The following is a 16,207-nucleotide window of genomic DNA, read 5'->3' as shown; positions in this document are numbered from 1 at the left end:
GGGCTAAACCACCACGATGCCGGGTGCGGCTTGCGCACCGCAGCATCGTGATTGGCCGGGCTGTCTTCTAGCGCGCCGCAGCGCCAGTCGTGCCGCGTGTGGGTGTGCCGAGTGCCCGCAGCGTTTCTTTCACTGTAGCTACACGTACGGCCAGATCGGGGGTGCGGGTCTCGATGCGCAGCTTGTCCTGGCCGGCGAGTTTGATGTGCTTGTGTTTCTGCACCATTTCGATGATCCGCATGGCGTCGACCGGCGGATTGGGAATGAATTGCAGGCCGATGACCGCTTCGCCGGCATCGATTTTCGAAATGCCGAGCGGTTTCGCGGCGAGCCGCAGACGATGCGTTTCGACCAGCGCATGAGCCTGCGGCGGCAACTTGCCGAAGCGGTCGATCAGTTCCTCCTGGATGCCATCGATCGAATCGTTATGTTCGCAGTTTGCGAGCCGTTTGTAGAGCGACAGGCGCTCCTGCACATCGGCGCAGTAGTCCGCGGGCAGGATCGCCGGGGCGTGCAGATTGATCTCGGTGGTGGCCGCGAGCGGCGCTGTGAGATCGGGTTCCTTGCCTTCCTTGAGCGCCCGCACGGCGTCGTTCAGCATGTCCGTATACAGCTGGAAGCCGATCTCCTGGATCTCGCCCGATTGCTTGTCGCCGAGCACTTCGCCGGTGCCGCGGATTTCCAGGTCGTGCATGGCCAGATAGAAGCCCGAACCGAGTTCTTCCATCTGCTGGATGGCTTCGAGACGGCGCTGCGCCTGCTTGGTCAAGCCTTGCGGGTCGTGCACCAGCAGATACGAATACGCCTGGTGATGCGAGCGGCCCACACGGCCCCGCAACTGATGCAATTGCGCGAGGCCGAACTTGTCGGCGCGGTGAATCAGGATCGTATTGGCACTCGGCACGTCGATGCCGGTTTCGATGATGGTCGTACAGAGCAGCACGTTGGCGCGCTGCGCGACGAAATCGCGCATCACCCGTTCGAGTTCGCGCTCGTGCATCTGCCCATGCGCGACGGCAATGCGGGCTTCGGGGACGAGCGCCTCGAGCATCTGCCGGCGATTCTCGATCGTCTCGACTTCGTTGTGCAGGAAGTAGACCTGGCCGCCACGCTTCAATTCGCGCAGCATGGCTTCGCGAATCACACCGTCTTCCTCGCGGCGCACGAAGGTCTTGATCGCGAGGCGCTTTTGCGGCGCGGTGGCGATGATCGAAAAGTCGCGCAGGCCTTCGAGCGCCATGCCGAGCGTACGCGGGATGGGCGTGGCGGTGAGCGTCAGCACGTCGACTTCGGCACGCAGAGCCTTCAAGGCTTCTTTCTGGCGCACGCCGAAACGGTGTTCCTCGTCGATGATGACGAGGCCCAGACGCTTGAACTGCACATCCGACGACAACAGCTTGTGCGTGCCGATCACGATGTCGATGCTGCCGTCGTTGATCTGCTGGATCGCGGCGCTGATTTCCCTGGTCGATTTGAAGCGCGACAGTTCGGCGATGCGCACGGGCCAGTCGGAGAAGCGGTCCGTGAAGGTCTGCGTATGCTGTTCGGCGAGCAGCGTGGTCGGCGACAGCAGCGCGACCTGTTTGCCGCCCATCACGGCGATGAAGGCCGCGCGCAACGCGACTTCGGTCTTGCCGAAACCGACGTCGCCGCAGACGAGGCGGTCCATCGGCTTGCCGCTCGTCATGTCGCCGATTACGGCGGCAATCGCCCCGGCCTGGTCGGGGGTTTCTTCGAAACCGAAGCTTTCCGCGAATTTCACGTAGTCGCGCGGATCGAGCTTGAACGCGTGGCCTTCGCGGGCGGCACGGCGTGCATAGAGGTTCAGCAGTTCCGCGGCGGTGTCGCGAATCTGCTGGGCAGCGCGGCGCTTGGCCTTTTCCCACTGGCCCGAGCCGAGCGAGTGCAGCGGCGCGCTTTCCGGATCGGCCCCGCTGTAGCGCGAGATCACGTGCAACTGCGACACCGGCACGTACAGCTTGCTCTCGCCCGAATATTCGAGGTGCAGGAATTCGGTTTCGCCTTCGCCGAGATCCATGGTCACGAGGCCCATGTAGCGGCCAATGCCGTGTTGCGAATGGACCACCGGATCGGCCACTTTCAGCTCGGACAGGTCGCGCACCATCGAATCGACGTTACTGGCCTGTTCCTGGCGACGCCGTCCGGCGCGCCGCGCGAGCGGGCCGTACAGTTCGGTTTCGGTGACGATGGCGATGCCTTCGGCCGGCACCGCAAAGCCGCTGGACAGCGGTGCCACGCCGAGCGCGTAGCGTTCGTCGCCGCTCAGCCAGTCGTTGAAGCTGTCGCTCGAGGTTGGCCGCAGACGATTGTCGGCCAGCAATTGCAGAAGCGTTTCACGCCGGCCAGCCGATTCGGCGGCGAACAGCACGCGATTCGGCGTCGTCTCCAGATAGGCGCGCAGCGCTTCAATGGGGTCGTCCGCGTGACGGTCGATGGCCAGGTTCGGCAGCGGCGTGGACCAGCCGCCGCCGGCATTGGCCGGCAGCACGAGGCGCGCGAACGGCTTGGCGAGCGTGAAGAAGTCGTCGTCCGAGAGGAACAGGCGCTGCGGCTCCAGAATCGGCCGATCCCGGTCGTGCGAGAGGAAATTGTGGCGCTGCTTGGTGTCGTTGGTGAAGCGCTTGATGGCCGCATCCAGATCGCCGACGAACGCCAGTTGGGCGCGCTCGGGCAGATAGTGGAACAGCGTCGCGGTTTCTTCGAAGAACAGCGGCAGATAGTATTCGATGCCCGCCGACGGCACGCCGTTGCCGATGTCTTTATAGATCGAGGCGCGGCTCGGGTCGCCTTCGAACACTTCGCGCCAGCGGCTGCGAAAGGCGGTGCGAGCGGCTTCATCGAACGGGAATTCGCGGCCCGGCAGCAGACGCACGTCCTTCACCGGATAGAGGCTGCGCTGCGTGTCGGGGTCGAATGCACGGATCGAGTCGACCTGGTCGTCGAACAGGTCGATCCGGTACGGTAGCGGTGAGCCCATCGGATACAGGTCGAGCAGCGAGCCGCGCACGCAATATTCGCCTGGCCGCACCACCTGGCTGACGTGTTCGTAGCCGGCCAGTGTCAACTGGGCCTTCAGCTTGGCCTCGTCGAGACGCTCGCCCTGCGAGAACGAGAAGGTGTAGGCCGCCATGAACGAGGCGGGCGGCATCCGGTAGAGCGCGGTGGTGGCGGGCACCAGCAGGATGTCGCAACGGCCCTCGCCGAGGTCGTGGAGGGTGGCGAGGCGCTCGGAGACGAGATCCTGGTGCGGCGAGAAAGTATCGTAAGGCAGTGTTTCCCAGTCGGGCAGCAGGCGCACGCGGGCTTCGGGGGCGAAGAAGCTGATTTCCTGCGCGAGCCGCTGGGCGTCGACCGCGCTCGAGCAGACGACCGCGAGGAGCGGCACCTGTTCGCGATAGGCCAGGTGGTAGCGGGCGATCAGCAGGGCGTCGGACGAGCCGTGCGTGCCGTCGAAGGCGAAACGCTGGCCGGCCTTGACGAGCGCGACGGGCGGAGAGGACTGCGATGATGCGGCGATGTCTGGCATAAAGGGGAAAAGGCGGCCGGTGGGTCACACGTGAGCGGCAAGTTTACGCGTGTCATGGCGTGGATGCGAAGGACCTATTATAAAATCCGTCCTTTACTTTGACTTTTGCGGCGTCCGCACCAGTGACTTCACGTCTTTTTGCTCTGATTCCATGTGCAGGCACCGGCAGCCGGTCCGGCGCCACGATGCCCAAACAATATCGCACTGTAGCCGGTCGCGACATGCTGCACTATTCGCTGGCCGCGTTCGACGCCTGCAGCGAGTTCACCCAGACCTTGCTGGTGATCGCCACCGACGACCAGCATTTCGACGCCCGCCGCTTTGCCGGCCTGCGGTTCGCTGTGCGCCGCTGTGGCGGGGCGTCGCGCCAGGCCTCGGTGCTGAACGGCCTGCACGCGCTGGCGGAGTTCGGCGCCCTCGACGACGACTGGGTGCTGGTCCACGACGCCGCCCGGCCGGGGATCACCCCGTTGCTGATCCGCACATTGACGGGTGCGCTCAAGGATGACGCGGTGGGAGGCATCATGGCGCTGCCGGTGGCGGACACCTTGAAGCGGATTGCGCCGGACAGCGGTGCGCGGATCGAGCGGACCGAGCCACGCGACGGGCTCTGGCAGGCGCAGACGCCGCAGATGTTCCGGATTGGCATGTTGCGCGAGGCGATCTTGCGGGCGCAGCAGGACGGGCACGACCTGACGGACGAGGCGAGCGCGATCGAGTGGCTGGGCCATGCGCCGCGGCTGGTGCAGGGCAGCTTGCGCAATTTCAAGGTTACGTATCCGGAAGATTTCGACCTGGCCGAGGCGATTCTTAGCCGGCCGGCGGCTTCCTGACGAGTTTTATGGTTGATAACGGACTTCAAGCTATGGATTTCAGAATCGGACAAGGGTATGACGTGCATGCGCTCGTGGAAGGGCGGCCGCTCATTATTGGCGGCGTGACGGTGCCTTACGAGAGGGGCTTGCTGGGGCATTCGGATGCGGATGTGCTGTTGCATGCCATTACCGACGCACTGTTTGGCGCTGCCGCGCTGGGCGATATTGGGCGGCATTTTTCTGATACCGACGCGAAGTTTTCCGGGGTGGATTCCCGTGTGCTGTTGCGCGAGTGCGCGGCCCGGGTAGCTCAGGCTGGGTTTGCGATTGGGAATGTGGATAGTACGGTGATTGCGCAGGCGCCTAAACTCTCGCCTCATATTGAAGCCATGCGCGTGAATATTGCTGAAGATCTGAAGCTGCCGCTTGACCGGGTTAATGTTAAGGCCAAGACTAATGAGAAACTTGGGTATCTTGGTAGGGCTGAGGGGATTGAGGCTCAGGCTGCGGTTTTGTTGATCAAGAGGTGATTGGTTTTTTGCCTGCGCGGCGGTTTGGCTGGGTTCTTATGGTGTTGGCCTTTCCTTGTTTTGTTAGTGGTCTATTCGCTTCGCCCCTGTGCGGGGCGGCACTTACTTTCTTTGCCGCCGCAAAGAAAGTAAGCAAAGAAAGCGGGCTCACACCGCCAGCCAGTAGTGAGCCATCTCTTTTGTGTACCGGAAACGGCCCAACACGAGACGCGCCCCCGCACCACCCACGCTAGTGACACAGCACTCATCCGTTCCAGCGTAGCGCTACGCGCCCCGCCGTCGGGTTTGCCCGGAAAGGTAGGCGTGCGAAGTATATAGCGTGTGCCATTTGGCTTGCCGGAACACAAGATATCCAGGCCGCAAAATGTTGTTGAAAAATTCCAAGAATAGTTCGGATACCTACAGACTTTGCAGATGCCGTTATGCCCAACGGCGGGGCGCGTAGCGCAACGCTGGAACGGATGAGTGCTGCGTCACTAGCGTGGGTGGTGCGAGGGCACGTCTCGTGTTGGGCCGTTTCCGGTACACAAAAGAGATGGCTCACTATTGGCTGGCGATATGAGCCCGCTTTCTTTGCTTACTTTCTTTGCGGCGGCAAAGAAAGTGAGTGCTGCCCCGCACAGGGGCGAAGCGAATAGACCACTAACAAAACAAGGAAAGGCCAACACCGCAAGAAACCAGCCAAAAAAGCGCCGCAAGCAAACACACCAACAACAAAATCCCAAGCGCCGGCAGGCAAAAAAACCAGCCAAACCGCAAAAGACGCCACGCAAACCCCCGCGCAGCGCCCCAACCCCAAAATACAAAAAAACCAGATTACTTCTGTTCAGCCACAACAACCTGCGCGACCGCATTAACAACCGCCGCGATGCGGCCCACATCCCGCAATTGAGTGGAACTCATCCCCTCACCAACAAGCGTATCAAAATGTGATTTAACGCAAAAATGGCATTTACCAATAATAGAAGCGGCAAGCGCATACATCTCAAACCGCCGCTTGTCGACGCCGCCATGCGAAGCATAAGCATTCATTCGCAACCCGGCCGGCTGCGATTTCAAATCGGCATTGTCTGTCATCTCGACATACGGATACCAGACATTGTTCATCGCCATCAAGGCAGCAGCCGTCAGCGCGCCATTGATCTCCTCAGGCGACAACACCCCCGAATTGCGAATCGCCTCGACCAGCACCGGGCTCTTCGCAGCAAACGCCGCCGCGAGCGCAACGCCCACCGCATCCGTGCCTTCCAGGGAAGACCGCGCAATCGTGCCGTCCAGATTCAAACGTATGTCTTTAGCGTAATCAGGAACAAGCGCTTTAATCGCAGACAAGAATTCCATTGATATCTCCTATCAGGTTGCCGATAAAAAAGCCCGCTGGCTCTTTCAAGCTTAGCGGGCTTCCCACTGCAACGCTTACAGCGTTGCGCCGCCAACGGCACGGTTGCATGCGCACAGTTCGTCCGTTTGCAGACCGTCCAGAATACGCAGCACTTCTTCCGGGTTACGGCCGACGTTCAGGTTGTTCACCGAAACGTGCTGGATCGTGTTGTCCGGGTCGACCACGAACGTTGCGCGCAGCGCCACGCCTGCTTCCTTGTCGCGCACGCCCAGTTGGTCGATCAGTTCGCCCTTGACGTCGCCGAATGCGTAATGGTTCAGCTTGCTCAGGTCTTTGTGCTCACGGCGCCATGCCAGCTTCACGAATTCGTTGTCCACGCTGCCGCCCAGCAGGACAGCATCACGTTCCGCGAAATCATTCGCCAGCTTGCCGAATTCGACGATTTCCGTCGGGCACACGAAAGTGAAGTCTTTCGGGTAGAAGTAAATGATTTTCCACTTGCCCGGGAACGACTGTTCGGTGATTTCTTCGAACGCCGACACGCCGTTTTCTTCGTGATTGTTGAAGCCCGGCTTGGCTGCGGTGACGGTGAACGCTTCGAGTTTGTCGCCAACGGTTTTCATGCGGAATACTCCCTGTGAAAGGTTGCCAATGAGTGAATAAAACAGCCTGTTCAAGCTACCTGCTTGCTGTAACGAATGCGTTACAAAGGAGAAATTATAACTCTATTGATGCATCGCATCAATAGTTTTTAACTAATAAACCGGATAGTTATTCTTCACTGCGTCGATAGATTGTTCAAATGTCACCGCTTCCGATGCTTTCGCGGCAAGAGCGTTGCGCGGAGGGTGAGGGCGGTCGTGCGCTGCAGCATGCGACCGGGTAACGCAGGCGGCGCGCTAGGCGCCCTTGGCGAGCGGAAATTCGATCGTGACTTCGAGGCCCGGTCCAGGAGTCCGGTTGCGCAGGCGCAGACCGCCGCGATAGCGGCCCACCAGGCGCTGCACGATCGCCATGCCGAGACCCGTGCCATTGGCCTGCGTGCGCGCCGAATCGACGCGGTAGAACGGCCGGGTCACGAGCGCCAGCTGATCTTCCGGGATCCCCGGTCCTTCGTCGACCACGGACAGCTCGACGCGCGCATGCGATACCCGCGTCTCGAGGATCACGTGCGGAATGCCGTCACCTTCGCTCAGTCCGTACTTGCGCGCATTCTCGAGCAGATTGCCGATCACGCGTCGCATATCGGTCTCGTCGGCTTCAATGACCGCTGACGGCGCAAGCCGCGTGATCAGCCGCATGCCATCTTCAGACGACATGCGCGCCGCCAGTTCCTGTGCGATCACGGAAAGGTCGACCGGTTCGGGGACCCGTTGCACCGGTCGCGCGTAATCGAGGAACCGGCCGATGATCATGTCCATCTGCTCGATGTCGTCGACCATCGCGTCCTTGGTCGTCTGGTCCGATGGGCTCATTTCTGTTTCGAGCCGCAAGCGGGCGAGTGGGGTGCGCAGGTCGTGGGAGATACCGGCGAGCATGAGCGCGCGGTCGGCCTCGAGCTGTTCGAGGTCCTGCACCATCTGGTTGAAGCTGCGATTGGTTTCGGCGGCGACGCCCATGCCGCGTTCGGGCAGTAGTTCCGGCGATTGTCCCGAGCCCACTTTGCGTGCGGCCATGGCGAGCCGTGCAAATGGCCGATTCACGAGACTCGTGATAAAAGCTGCGCCGAACAGCGACAGCGCCAGCGCGAACACCCCCCAGCCGGCCCATTGCAGTCCCGTGGCGTTGTCTAGCTGGTCGCGGTCGAGCGCTACCCAATAGTCGTCATCGTCGATCTTGAAACTGATCCACACGCCGGGAATGTCGTTGACCGATTGCGCGATCACCGTGTCGTCGCCAAGCCGTCCGCGGATGTCGTGTTCGATCAACCGGTTGAGCGACTCGTCCGGTTGCAGTTTGTACTTGTCAGTCGTTTCGCGCGGATACACGCGCACCCCTTCATTGCTCTCCAGATCCTGCAGCAGCGCACGCCGCAGGTCGGGATCGGAATAGAGGAGTGCGGTACGCGTGAGCTTCACGATGGCGACGAGCTGCAGCGCCACGCGCTGCGCCCGCGGCTCGCGTTCGATCACGCGGAAGCTCTGGAACCAGGCGGCGAGACTGACTGCGATCAACAATGCGATCAACAGAAAGGTCCGCCAGAAAAGGCCGCCGAACGCGAGCGTCAGGAGGCGCCGGTCGATCCGCATGGGCCCTTCTTATCTGAGAACAGAAACGGAAAGCGCGGACAAGCTCAGGCTGCGCCGTCGGGAATGAACACGTAGCCAAGACCCCAGACGGTCTGAATGAAACGCGGGCTGCCCGGGTCGGGCTCGATCAGCTTGCGCAAACGCGAAATCTGCACGTCGAGGCTGCGGTCGAACACTTCGTATTCGCGGCCGCGCGCCAGTTCCATCAGCTTTTCGCGCGACAGCGGCTGGCGCGGATGACGGGCGAACACCTTCAGCACGGAGAACTCGCCGGTGGTCAGCGGAATTTCCTGGCCGGCTTTGGTCAGCGTGCGAGTGGCCAGGTTGAGCGCGAATTCGCCGAACTCGAACACCTCCGTGGTCTCGGACGGCGCACCCGGCAACTCGGACGGCGACTGGCGACGCAGCACCGCGTGAATCCGGGCCACCAGCTCGCGCGGGTTGAACGGCTTGGGCAGATAGTCGTCCGCGCCCATTTCGAGGCCGACGATACGGTCCACATCCTCACCTTTGGCCGTGAGCATGATGATCGGCGTGCGGTCGTTGCTGCCGCGCAGACGCCGGCAGATCGAGAGCCCGTCTTCACCCGGCAGCATCAGGTCGAGCACCAGCAGGTCGAAACGCTCGCGCACCCACAGCTTGTTCATGGACGGCGCGTTTTCGGCGACGTAGACGTTGAAGCCCTGTTCGCCAAGGTAACGGCGCAGAAGATCGCGCAAACGCGGATCGTCGTCGACGACGAGGATTTTCGAAGGGTTTTTGGTTTCCATGGTCGGCATCTTAGCGCGATTACAAAGGGGCGCGAGTTTGCATCAATTCGCGGGTTACAGTCAGTTACAAAATTTACCCGCACTGTGGCACGGCGTAAAGCGGTGGCAGGTAGACTGCTTTACTGAATGCGGCTGTTCGGTGGATACTTCACTCGACTAAAATTCTCGCTCCCGGCTTCTTTCCGGGGTTTGTACACGCATTTAGGGTAGCCGGTTGCCGCACCACGAAGGGAACAAGATGAAGGGAGGGGTTTGGCCGAATCTGCGCCTAAGCGTGATTGCGCTGGCAGTGGCCGGTAGCCTCGCGGCCACATTAGACCCTACGCTCGCCCATGCCCAGTCCACCGACGAACGGGCATCGTCCGCACACGCGCCTCATTCCCGAGGCCCCAAACTACCCCACCAGCCTCACACTCCCGACGTCGATCACCCTGCTTCAGACGCCATGATGCGCACTGCAGTTCCCCCCGATCTCGATCAACGTCGTCGCGACGGTCATATGACGCCGGAAGAACGCCGCTTGCTGCGCCAGCATATTGAAGACGCCGTGCGTGAGTTGTACAAGCGCTAGGGCGCCTGTTCCCAGCGCCCCTTAACGCGTGCCGCAACATGCGTGAAAAATTTCGTTGCACTTCGTCCGTCAACTTTCCCGCCTGATCTGCCGTTGAGTCGGCAGAGGGGACCATTGCATGGAGGTGGGCAGGTTCAAGCCGCCACCACCCGACCACGGACAGCTGACAATGAAAATGCCGTTCACGTTGACTCGCGGGTACTCGGTACCGTTGCTTGCCGCGGCCGCGGCCGCGGTTGCGACACTTGCGGGCCCGCTGCCGGCGGTGGCGCAGAACAGCAGCACTGCCCATATCCAGGGTACCCCGCACACCCTGCGCGCGAAACGCCATCCGCCGGCGGTCAGTGCGGAGGATTCATCCGGGAGCTTGCTCGACGGCAACGACGCGCGCTTTTTCCTCACGCGGGTGGGCTTCGCACCCGACAACGCTGAAGCCGTCCAGTATGTCGGCCTGACGCGCGTGCAGGCGGTCGACAAGGCACTGGCGGCGCACACCGAAGCCTCGACACCGATGCCCGCATGGGTGCTGGAGCCGATCCCGACGCGCGACGAGCGCAAGCTCTGGACCCCGGATCAGCGCAAGGCCGAGCAACGCACGCGCAACCAGCGTTACGAAGAATTGCGCGCGTGGTGGGTCCGCGAGATGCTGGTCACGTCGTCGCCGCTGACCGAGCGCATGACGCTCTTCTGGCACAACCATTTCACCTCCGGGCAGGACAAGGTCGGCTATCCGCAGTTGATGGCGCAGCAGAACATCCTGTTTCGCCGCGAGGCGCTGGGCAACTTCGGCGAACTGCTCCACGAAGTCGCAAAAGACCCGGCCATGCTGCAGTACCTGGATGGCGCGGGGAGTCGCAAGGGCAAACCCAATGAGAACTTTGCCCGCGAAGTGATGGAGCTGTTCACGTTAGGCGAGGGGCATTACTCGCAGCAGGACGTGTCCGAAGCCGCGCGCGCCTATACCGGATGGACGCTCGATCCGGACACCCAGGGCTATCTCTGGCGCGCCAACCTGCACGACGATGGCGTCAAGACCGTGCTCGGCCAGAGCGGACCGTTTGACGGCGATCAGGTCCTCGACATTCTGCTGGCCCAACCCGAGACCGCCACCTTCGTCACGACCAAGCTGTGGCGCGAGTTCGTTTCCGACACACCCGACCCGGCGCAGGTCGCGCCCATCGCAGCCGCTTTTCGCGCAAGTCATTACGACGTCAAAGTCGCGTTGCGCGGACTCTTCCTGAGCGATGCGTTCTGGGACGACAGCAATCGCGGCGTGCTGGCGAAGTCGCCGGCCGAGTTCGTGGTGGGGACGCTGCGCGAATTCGACGTCGGCTATGACAACACGGCGCCGTTCGCCGGCGAAATTCGCAGCCTGGGCGAAAACCTGTTTTATCCACCCAATGTCAAGGGCTGGCCCGGCGGCACGGACTGGATCAACAGCTCGACACTGCTCGCGCGCAAGCAGTTCGTCGAACAGTTATTCCGCGCCACCGAAGCCGCCGCCCCTCAGCACGTCAAAAATGGCATGAACCTGGATCCAAAGAACGCAGCGATGCTGCAGCGTGCCATGGCGCGAGTGGGTCAGGGCGGAGTACGCTTCGATATCGACACGTGGCTCGCCCAGTACAACACCGCGCCAGCGGCCAAAGCGGGCTTGTCGGCGGAGTTGCAATTGCAGCACGCGGTACTGCCGCTCGCACCGGTCGACGCGATCGAGACCGATTCGACCGCCAGCGCTTATCTGGAGGCGCTGTTGATGGATCCGGCCTACCAGCTGAAATAAGTGGTCATGCGCAGTGAAGCGAAGCGGCAAGAGCCGCGAGGTGCATCTGGCGTCGCTATAACCGAACGAGGAGCAGCATGAAACGGCGCGACTTTCTTTCGATGGCCACCGCGGCAAGCGCCGCCTTCTGGTTGCCGCGTGCGTTCGGCGCGCAGACGCCGGGCCAGCCTGCCGGTTCGGTGCGCGCTGGCACTGGCGACTACGGCAATCTGCTGATCCTCGTGGAGTTAAAGGGTGGCAACGACGGTTTGAATACCGTGATTCCGTATGCCGATCCCACCTATTATCAGTTGCGCAAGAACATTGGCATCAAGCGTGACCAGGTGATCCAGCTCGATGAGCGCACGGCCTTGCACCCTGCATTGCAACCGCTGATGCCGCTGTGGCAGAGCCAGCAACTGGCGATCGTGCAGGGCGTCAGTTATGTGCAACCGAACCTGTCGCATTTCCGCTCGATCGAGATCTGGGACACGGCCTCGCGCTCGGACCAATACCTGCGCGAAGGGTGGCTGACGCGAGCGTTCGCGCAGCGCGCGGTGCCGCCTGGCTTCGTGGCGGATGGCGTGGTGATCGGTAGCGCTGAGATGGGGCCGCTCGCCAACGGCGCGCGGGCAATTGCGCTGGTGAACCCGGCGCAGTTCGTCAAGGCGTCGCGCCTCGCGATGCCGGTGTCGCTGCATGAGCGCAACCCTGAACTCGCGCATATTCTCGACGTCGAGAACGACATCGTGAAGGCGGCAGCCCGGCTGCGTCCGGGTGAAGGGCAGTTTCCGTTGAAGACAAATTTTCCTGCGGGCGCGTTCGGAAGCTCGATCAGGACCGCTATGCAGGTGCTTGCCGCCGGTGACACACCGCAAGGCCGGCCGCTGCACGGACAAGGTGTGGCGGTGATCCGGCTCACGCTGAATGGCTTCGATACGCACCAGAATCAGCCTGGCCAGCAAGCCGCGTTGCTCAAACAACTGGCTGAGGGATTCGCGTCGCTGAAGTCGGCGCTGGTCGAACTGGGGCGCTGGGACAATACGCTGGTCATGACCTATGCGGAGTTCGGCCGCCGGCCGCGCGAAAATCAGAGCAACGGTACGGATCACGGCACCGTCGCGCCGCATTTCGTCATGGGTGGACGGGTACGCGGCGGATTGTATGGCGTGCCGCCGGTTCTGACCCAACTCGACGGGAGCGGTAACTTGCCGGTGGGTGTCGATTTCCGCCAGCTGTATGCAACCATCCTCGGACCGTGGTGGGGCCTCGATGCCTCGGCCGTGCTGCAACAGCGTTTCGAGGTAGTGCCTTTGTTGCGTGCGTGAGCAGTGCGGTGCCTTTGTTGCGTGCGTGAGCGGTGCGGTGCCTTTGTCGCGTGCGTGAACGGTGCGTCGACGCCGCCCGCGTATCATTGGCCTGCGCCCGCGCCGCGTCGTACTGCAGAGCAGCGTCTAGCGTTGGCGCGCGGCGCGCCACGCGATCCACAGCTTACGCACGGGCGTCAGCGCAATACGTTGATGCAGCACGTGATAGCCGTCCCGTTCAATCTCATCCAGCAGCGCGAGTGCCAGCGCGGCTTGCGCCCGCAAGGTGCGCTGGGTGCGCCGCTCGCCAGCCGGCAGCGCGGCGAGCGCGGTCTGGATGGCGTCGCGGGCACGGCGGGTCTGAAAGCGCATCAGTTCGACGAACGCGTCGCTGTATTTGCGGTTGATCAGATCGGCTGCTGTCACGTTGAAGCGTTGCATCTCGTCGATCGGAATATAGATGCGCCCGTGCCGCGCGTCGTCGCCAAGCTCGGCAACCAGTTGGGCCAGCATTAGCGCGTGGCCGAGCGGCGCGGCCCAATCAGCGGCCCCGGCGATATTCTGGGCGGTCGCGCGTGCGATCAGCGCGGCAAACGTGCCGCCGACGCCGTGCAAATAACGGCGCAGATTTGGGAAGTCGAGGTAGCGGGCCTGGTCGAGGTCCATTTCGAACCCCGCCAGCAGCGTTTGCAACGCCGGACATTCAGCCTTGGCGCCGTCATCCAGGTGGGCTGCGAGCGCCTTTGAAACCGGATGCGACGGCGTTCCCGCAGCCAGCGCCGCGATTTCGTTTTGCCACCAGGCGAGCTTGGTGCGGCCAATGGCCGGGTCGCTGGTCTCCTTCACGGTTTCCTCGAATTCGCGGCGTAGCGCGAACAGGGCGGTCAGGAGCGGCTGGCGTCCCGCAGGCGCCTGGCGCAGCGCGTAATAGCTGCTCGAACCGGGGAGCGCCGCCTTCTGCTGGCAATATTCGTCGAAATTCACTTGAATGGAATGTGGGGAGGCTGAAGCCGGAGCAGCACGACGTGTATGCCGTGCGGACGTTAGCCAAAAATTGTAGCATCGACGCGTGCCGGCCAAATGCAGACAAGCGCAAATCTATCGGTTAGAATCTCGCGCTTACGCTTTCGGACGTGTGCCTGACCAGCTTGATCGGCGGGGCGCGAACGTTGGCTAGCCAGACATCGGGCGCGGCGTGCAAACGCTTCACCCGGCTGCGAGGATGGCGAAATTGGTAGACGCACCAGGTTTAGGTCCTGACGCCAGCAATGGTGTAGGGGTTCGAGTCCCCTTCCTCGCACCACGTATTTGTGAAAAACCCCGCCAGTCGTCGACTGGCGGGGTTTTTTGCTTGCGGCGGCGTGGAGCTGTGTGCGTGTGTGCGGTCGTGTAAGGCGTGCGGCGCGGCCCAAGGCAATTTGCCGCGTGGACAGTCACCTCCAGGCCGGTGCGGCATCACATTCCAAACGGGTTGCTCGCACAACCAGTACGGCCTGATCTTCCACGTGCCGGCGACACGCTCACACTATTCGGTACGCGCCTGCGCGCTCTCGATAATTCTGTCGAGCGCGGCACCGAGGACCTCTCTCTCATCCTCGCTGAGGCAATCGAACAGATCGGCGTTCCACTTGCGGGCGATCGGCATGACCTTGCGATATAGCTCGCGTCCTGCAGAAGTCAGGGAAATGAGCACGACGCGTCCGTCTTCCTCGCTGGCTTCCCGCTGCACGAGCCCTTGCTTGATGAGCGCTTCAGCCGCGCGGCTTGCCTGGCTTTTGTCGAGGTTGGCGTGCCGCGCCAGATCCATGATGGAAAACGGTCCGAACGATCCCACCGACGCAATCACGCGGGCCTCCGGTACGGTCACGCCAAGTTTCTCCTGATAGCGCTCGCCGATGCCGCGCTCGGCGAGCTTGTTCAGGACATGCAGGCGATACGTCAAAAACTGTTCGAGTCCGGCTTTGGCGGAGGCCTTCATGGTCGTCCCGATGTCGAGTGGAGGCGGAAGTGGCGCTGTGATTGTTGCCGCAACCGTCTCCCCGGTCAACGCGTGCCGTACTTCAGGCGTGTTAGTTGCTCGGCCTCGTTGGCGAGCAGGGTGGCCGCGTCGCGGATCGCGACCTCGAGCGTGATCGGACCGGGCGCCGGCGAGAAACAGCCGCTGAAGTGTTCGGACAGGCGCGGCAGCGCGGCTGGGTCGACCCCGCCGGATAGCAGCGTGGCCGGCACGCCCGCGGCGCGCGCATGGCCGCAGGCGATGAACGGCGCCTTGCCGTGCAGGGTCTGCACATCTGAGCGTCCTTCGCCGGTGATGAGCCAGTCTGCGCCGGCGAGCGCGGCGTCGAGGCCAATCAGTCGCGCGACTGTTTCCGCGCCAGGTTCGAACTGCGCGCCGAGCATATGCAGGGCGAAGCCGAGGCCACCCGCTGCACCCGCGCCGGGCAGGTCGCGCGCGGTGCGTTGAAAAGCCGGTTCGAGCAGGTCGGCAAAGTGGGCAAGGGCCGCGTCGACGCTTGCAATCTGTTCGGGCCGCACGCCTTTTTGAGGTCCAAAGATCGCGGTGGCGCCGTGTTCTCCAGTGAGTGGGTTGTCCACATCGGACATGCCGACAAACGACGCGTCGGCTAGCCGCGCGTCGAGTTGCGACACGTCCACGCGAGCGACGCGGGCCAGTTGCTCCGGGGTTGGCTCGAGTTCGCGGTCCCCTGCATCGAACAGCCGCACGCCGAGGCCGGCTAGCAGGCCTGCACCGCCGTCATTGGTGCTGCTGCCGCCTAGCGCAATAAAAAACCGCCGCACGCCGGTATCGAGGAGCGCGCGGATCGCTTCGCCCATGCCGCGCGAGCTGCGCGCTTCGACCGCTACGCCCATGCCGACCGGGTCGGTAATGCCCACGATCTCGGCCGTTTCGACGATCGCGCTACCGTCGGCGAACAGTCCCGTCGCCGCTTCCCGGACGGGCCCTGCGGCGCCGCGCACGGTAAGCACGCGACGTTCGCCGCCGCCGGTCAGCATGGCGTCGAGCGTGCCTTCGCCACCGTCGGCCATCGGACAGATACGCACCGTGGCGTCCGGCCGCGCGCGCGTCACGCCGGTTGCGATGGCCTGCGCGACCTGTTCGGCGCTAAGCGAACCTTTAAAAGAATCGGGAGCAATGACGACGACGGGCGCGGACGACGGGTTCGGCATGGTGTCTCTTGATAGTTGGATGCGAGGCGATGGCGGAGCGGGCGGGCATGGGCCCGAACGCGTCCGTTAGCTTATCAGCATGCCGCGCGCGGCTGAATATGTCGAACGGCATAGCCGGCATCGAA

The 16,207-nt window shown here is 62.7% G+C and carries 13 protein-coding genes and 1 tRNA gene; 6 read left to right on the top strand and 8 right to left on the bottom strand.

Features of this window, described 5'->3' with window-relative positions; all coding sequences use genetic code 11:
• Positions 1-67: 67 nt before the first annotated feature.
• On the bottom strand, positions 68-3,547 hold the full coding sequence (mfd, locus tag P3T43_RS08915; protein WP_429280674.1) for a transcription-repair coupling factor: 3,480 nt from the start codon (positions 3,545-3,547) through the stop codon (positions 68-70).
• 122 nt (positions 3,548-3,669) lie between these two features.
• On the opposite strand from mfd, the gene ispD reads away from it, so the two are divergent.
• Positions 3,670-4,380, top strand: coding sequence for a 2-C-methyl-D-erythritol 4-phosphate cytidylyltransferase (gene ispD / locus P3T43_RS08910; RefSeq protein WP_429280673.1), 711 nt, complete (start codon positions 3,670-3,672; stop codon positions 4,378-4,380).
• A 32-nt stretch (positions 4,381-4,412) separates the two neighbouring features.
• Positions 4,413-4,892 carry a 2-C-methyl-D-erythritol 2,4-cyclodiphosphate synthase gene (gene ispF, locus P3T43_RS08905; protein ID WP_429280672.1) on the top strand — a complete coding sequence of 160 codons (480 nt, stop codon included), beginning with the start codon at positions 4,413-4,415 and terminating at the stop codon, positions 4,890-4,892.
• 816 nt (positions 4,893-5,708) lie between these two features.
• Here the strand turns inward: ispF and P3T43_RS08900 are convergent.
• The 4 genes from P3T43_RS08900 to ompR form a co-directional block, all read right to left on the bottom strand.
• The gene (locus P3T43_RS08900; protein WP_429280671.1) at positions 5,709-6,233 is read right to left on the bottom strand and encodes a carboxymuconolactone decarboxylase family protein; all 525 of its coding nucleotides are present in this window, start codon (positions 6,231-6,233) and stop codon (positions 5,709-5,711) included.
• A gap of 75 nt (positions 6,234-6,308) precedes the next feature.
• Positions 6,309-6,857, bottom strand: a complete 549-nt coding sequence (locus P3T43_RS08895) for a peroxiredoxin (protein ID WP_429280670.1) — start codon at positions 6,855-6,857, stop codon at positions 6,309-6,311.
• A gap of 276 nt (positions 6,858-7,133) precedes the next feature.
• Positions 7,134-8,483 (bottom strand): ATP-binding protein, encoded by a 1,350-nt coding sequence (locus tag P3T43_RS08890; protein ID WP_429280669.1) that lies wholly within the window; start codon positions 8,481-8,483, stop codon positions 7,134-7,136.
• A 44-nt stretch (positions 8,484-8,527) separates the two neighbouring features.
• Positions 8,528-9,262 carry a two-component system response regulator OmpR gene (gene ompR / locus P3T43_RS08885; RefSeq protein WP_006048917.1) on the bottom strand — a complete coding sequence of 245 codons (735 nt, stop codon included), beginning with the start codon at positions 9,260-9,262 and terminating at the stop codon, positions 8,528-8,530.
• A gap of 229 nt (positions 9,263-9,491) precedes the next feature.
• Here ompR and P3T43_RS08880 point away from each other — a divergent pair, with 229 nt between their 5' ends.
• From P3T43_RS08880 to P3T43_RS08870, 3 genes are all read left to right on the top strand, one after another.
• The gene (locus P3T43_RS08880) at positions 9,492-9,824 is read left to right on the top strand and encodes a hypothetical protein (protein ID WP_429280668.1); all 333 of its coding nucleotides are present in this window, start codon (positions 9,492-9,494) and stop codon (positions 9,822-9,824) included.
• Positions 9,825-9,993: 169 nt separating this feature from the next.
• Positions 9,994-11,607 (top strand): DUF1800 domain-containing protein, encoded by a 1,614-nt coding sequence (locus P3T43_RS08875; RefSeq protein WP_429280667.1) that lies wholly within the window; start codon positions 9,994-9,996, stop codon positions 11,605-11,607.
• A 77-nt stretch (positions 11,608-11,684) separates the two neighbouring features.
• Positions 11,685-12,914 carry a DUF1501 domain-containing protein gene (locus P3T43_RS08870; RefSeq protein ID WP_429280666.1) on the top strand — a complete coding sequence of 410 codons (1,230 nt, stop codon included), beginning with the start codon at positions 11,685-11,687 and terminating at the stop codon, positions 12,912-12,914.
• A 126-nt stretch (positions 12,915-13,040) separates the two neighbouring features.
• Here the strand turns inward: P3T43_RS08870 and P3T43_RS08865 are convergent, their stop codons facing one another.
• On the bottom strand, positions 13,041-13,877 hold the full coding sequence (locus P3T43_RS08865) for a squalene/phytoene synthase family protein (protein ID WP_429280665.1): 837 nt from the start codon (positions 13,875-13,877) through the stop codon (positions 13,041-13,043).
• A 232-nt stretch (positions 13,878-14,109) separates the two neighbouring features.
• Here P3T43_RS08865 and P3T43_RS08860 point away from each other — a divergent pair.
• Positions 14,110-14,196: transfer RNA gene (locus P3T43_RS08860), tRNA-Leu, on the top strand.
• A gap of 222 nt (positions 14,197-14,418) precedes the next feature.
• Here the strand turns inward: P3T43_RS08860 and P3T43_RS08855 are convergent.
• Together P3T43_RS08855 and P3T43_RS08850 are read right to left on the bottom strand one after the other, a co-directional pair.
• Positions 14,419-14,871: a MarR family winged helix-turn-helix transcriptional regulator gene (locus P3T43_RS08855; RefSeq protein ID WP_429280664.1), complete on the bottom strand. Its 453-nt coding sequence runs from the start codon at positions 14,869-14,871 to the stop codon at positions 14,419-14,421.
• 65 nt (positions 14,872-14,936) lie between these two features.
• Complete coding sequence (locus P3T43_RS08850; RefSeq protein WP_429280663.1) at positions 14,937-16,082, bottom strand: glycerate kinase; 1,146 nt, start codon at positions 16,080-16,082, stop codon at positions 14,937-14,939.
• Between the last annotated feature and the right edge of the window lie 125 nt (positions 16,083-16,207).

It is taken from the genome of Paraburkholderia sp. GAS41 (genome assembly GCF_050436545.1).
In the GTDB taxonomy this organism is placed as follows: Bacteria; Pseudomonadota; Gammaproteobacteria; order Burkholderiales; family Burkholderiaceae; genus Paraburkholderia.
Note: the sequence above shows the minus strand (reverse complement) of the source record. Positions and strands in the feature narration are given on the sequence as shown.

Coding starts and splice junctions, on each gene's coding strand:
- ispF (WP_429280672.1), top strand. CDS start 4,413: ATGGATTTCAGAATCGGACAAGGGTATGACGTGCATGCGCTCGTGGAA.
- P3T43_RS08850 (WP_429280663.1), bottom strand. CDS start 16,082: ATGCCGAACCCGTCGTCCGCGCCCGTCGTCGTCATTGCTCCCGATTCT.
- P3T43_RS08875 (WP_429280667.1), top strand. CDS start 9,994: ATGAAAATGCCGTTCACGTTGACTCGCGGGTACTCGGTACCGTTGCTT.
- mfd (WP_429280674.1), bottom strand. CDS start 3,547: ATGCCAGACATCGCCGCATCATCGCAGTCCTCTCCGCCCGTCGCGCTC.
- P3T43_RS08895 (WP_429280670.1), bottom strand. CDS start 6,857: ATGAAAACCGTTGGCGACAAACTCGAAGCGTTCACCGTCACCGCAGCC.
- P3T43_RS08855 (WP_429280664.1), bottom strand. CDS start 14,871: ATGAAGGCCTCCGCCAAAGCCGGACTCGAACAGTTTTTGACGTATCGC.
- ompR (WP_006048917.1), bottom strand. CDS start 9,262: ATGCCGACCATGGAAACCAAAAACCCTTCGAAAATCCTCGTCGTCGAC.
- P3T43_RS08900 (WP_429280671.1), bottom strand. CDS start 6,233: ATGGAATTCTTGTCTGCGATTAAAGCGCTTGTTCCTGATTACGCTAAA.
- P3T43_RS08870 (WP_429280666.1), top strand. CDS start 11,685: ATGAAACGGCGCGACTTTCTTTCGATGGCCACCGCGGCAAGCGCCGCC.
- P3T43_RS08890 (WP_429280669.1), bottom strand. CDS start 8,483: ATGCGGATCGACCGGCGCCTCCTGACGCTCGCGTTCGGCGGCCTTTTC.
- P3T43_RS08880 (WP_429280668.1), top strand. CDS start 9,492: ATGAAGGGAGGGGTTTGGCCGAATCTGCGCCTAAGCGTGATTGCGCTG.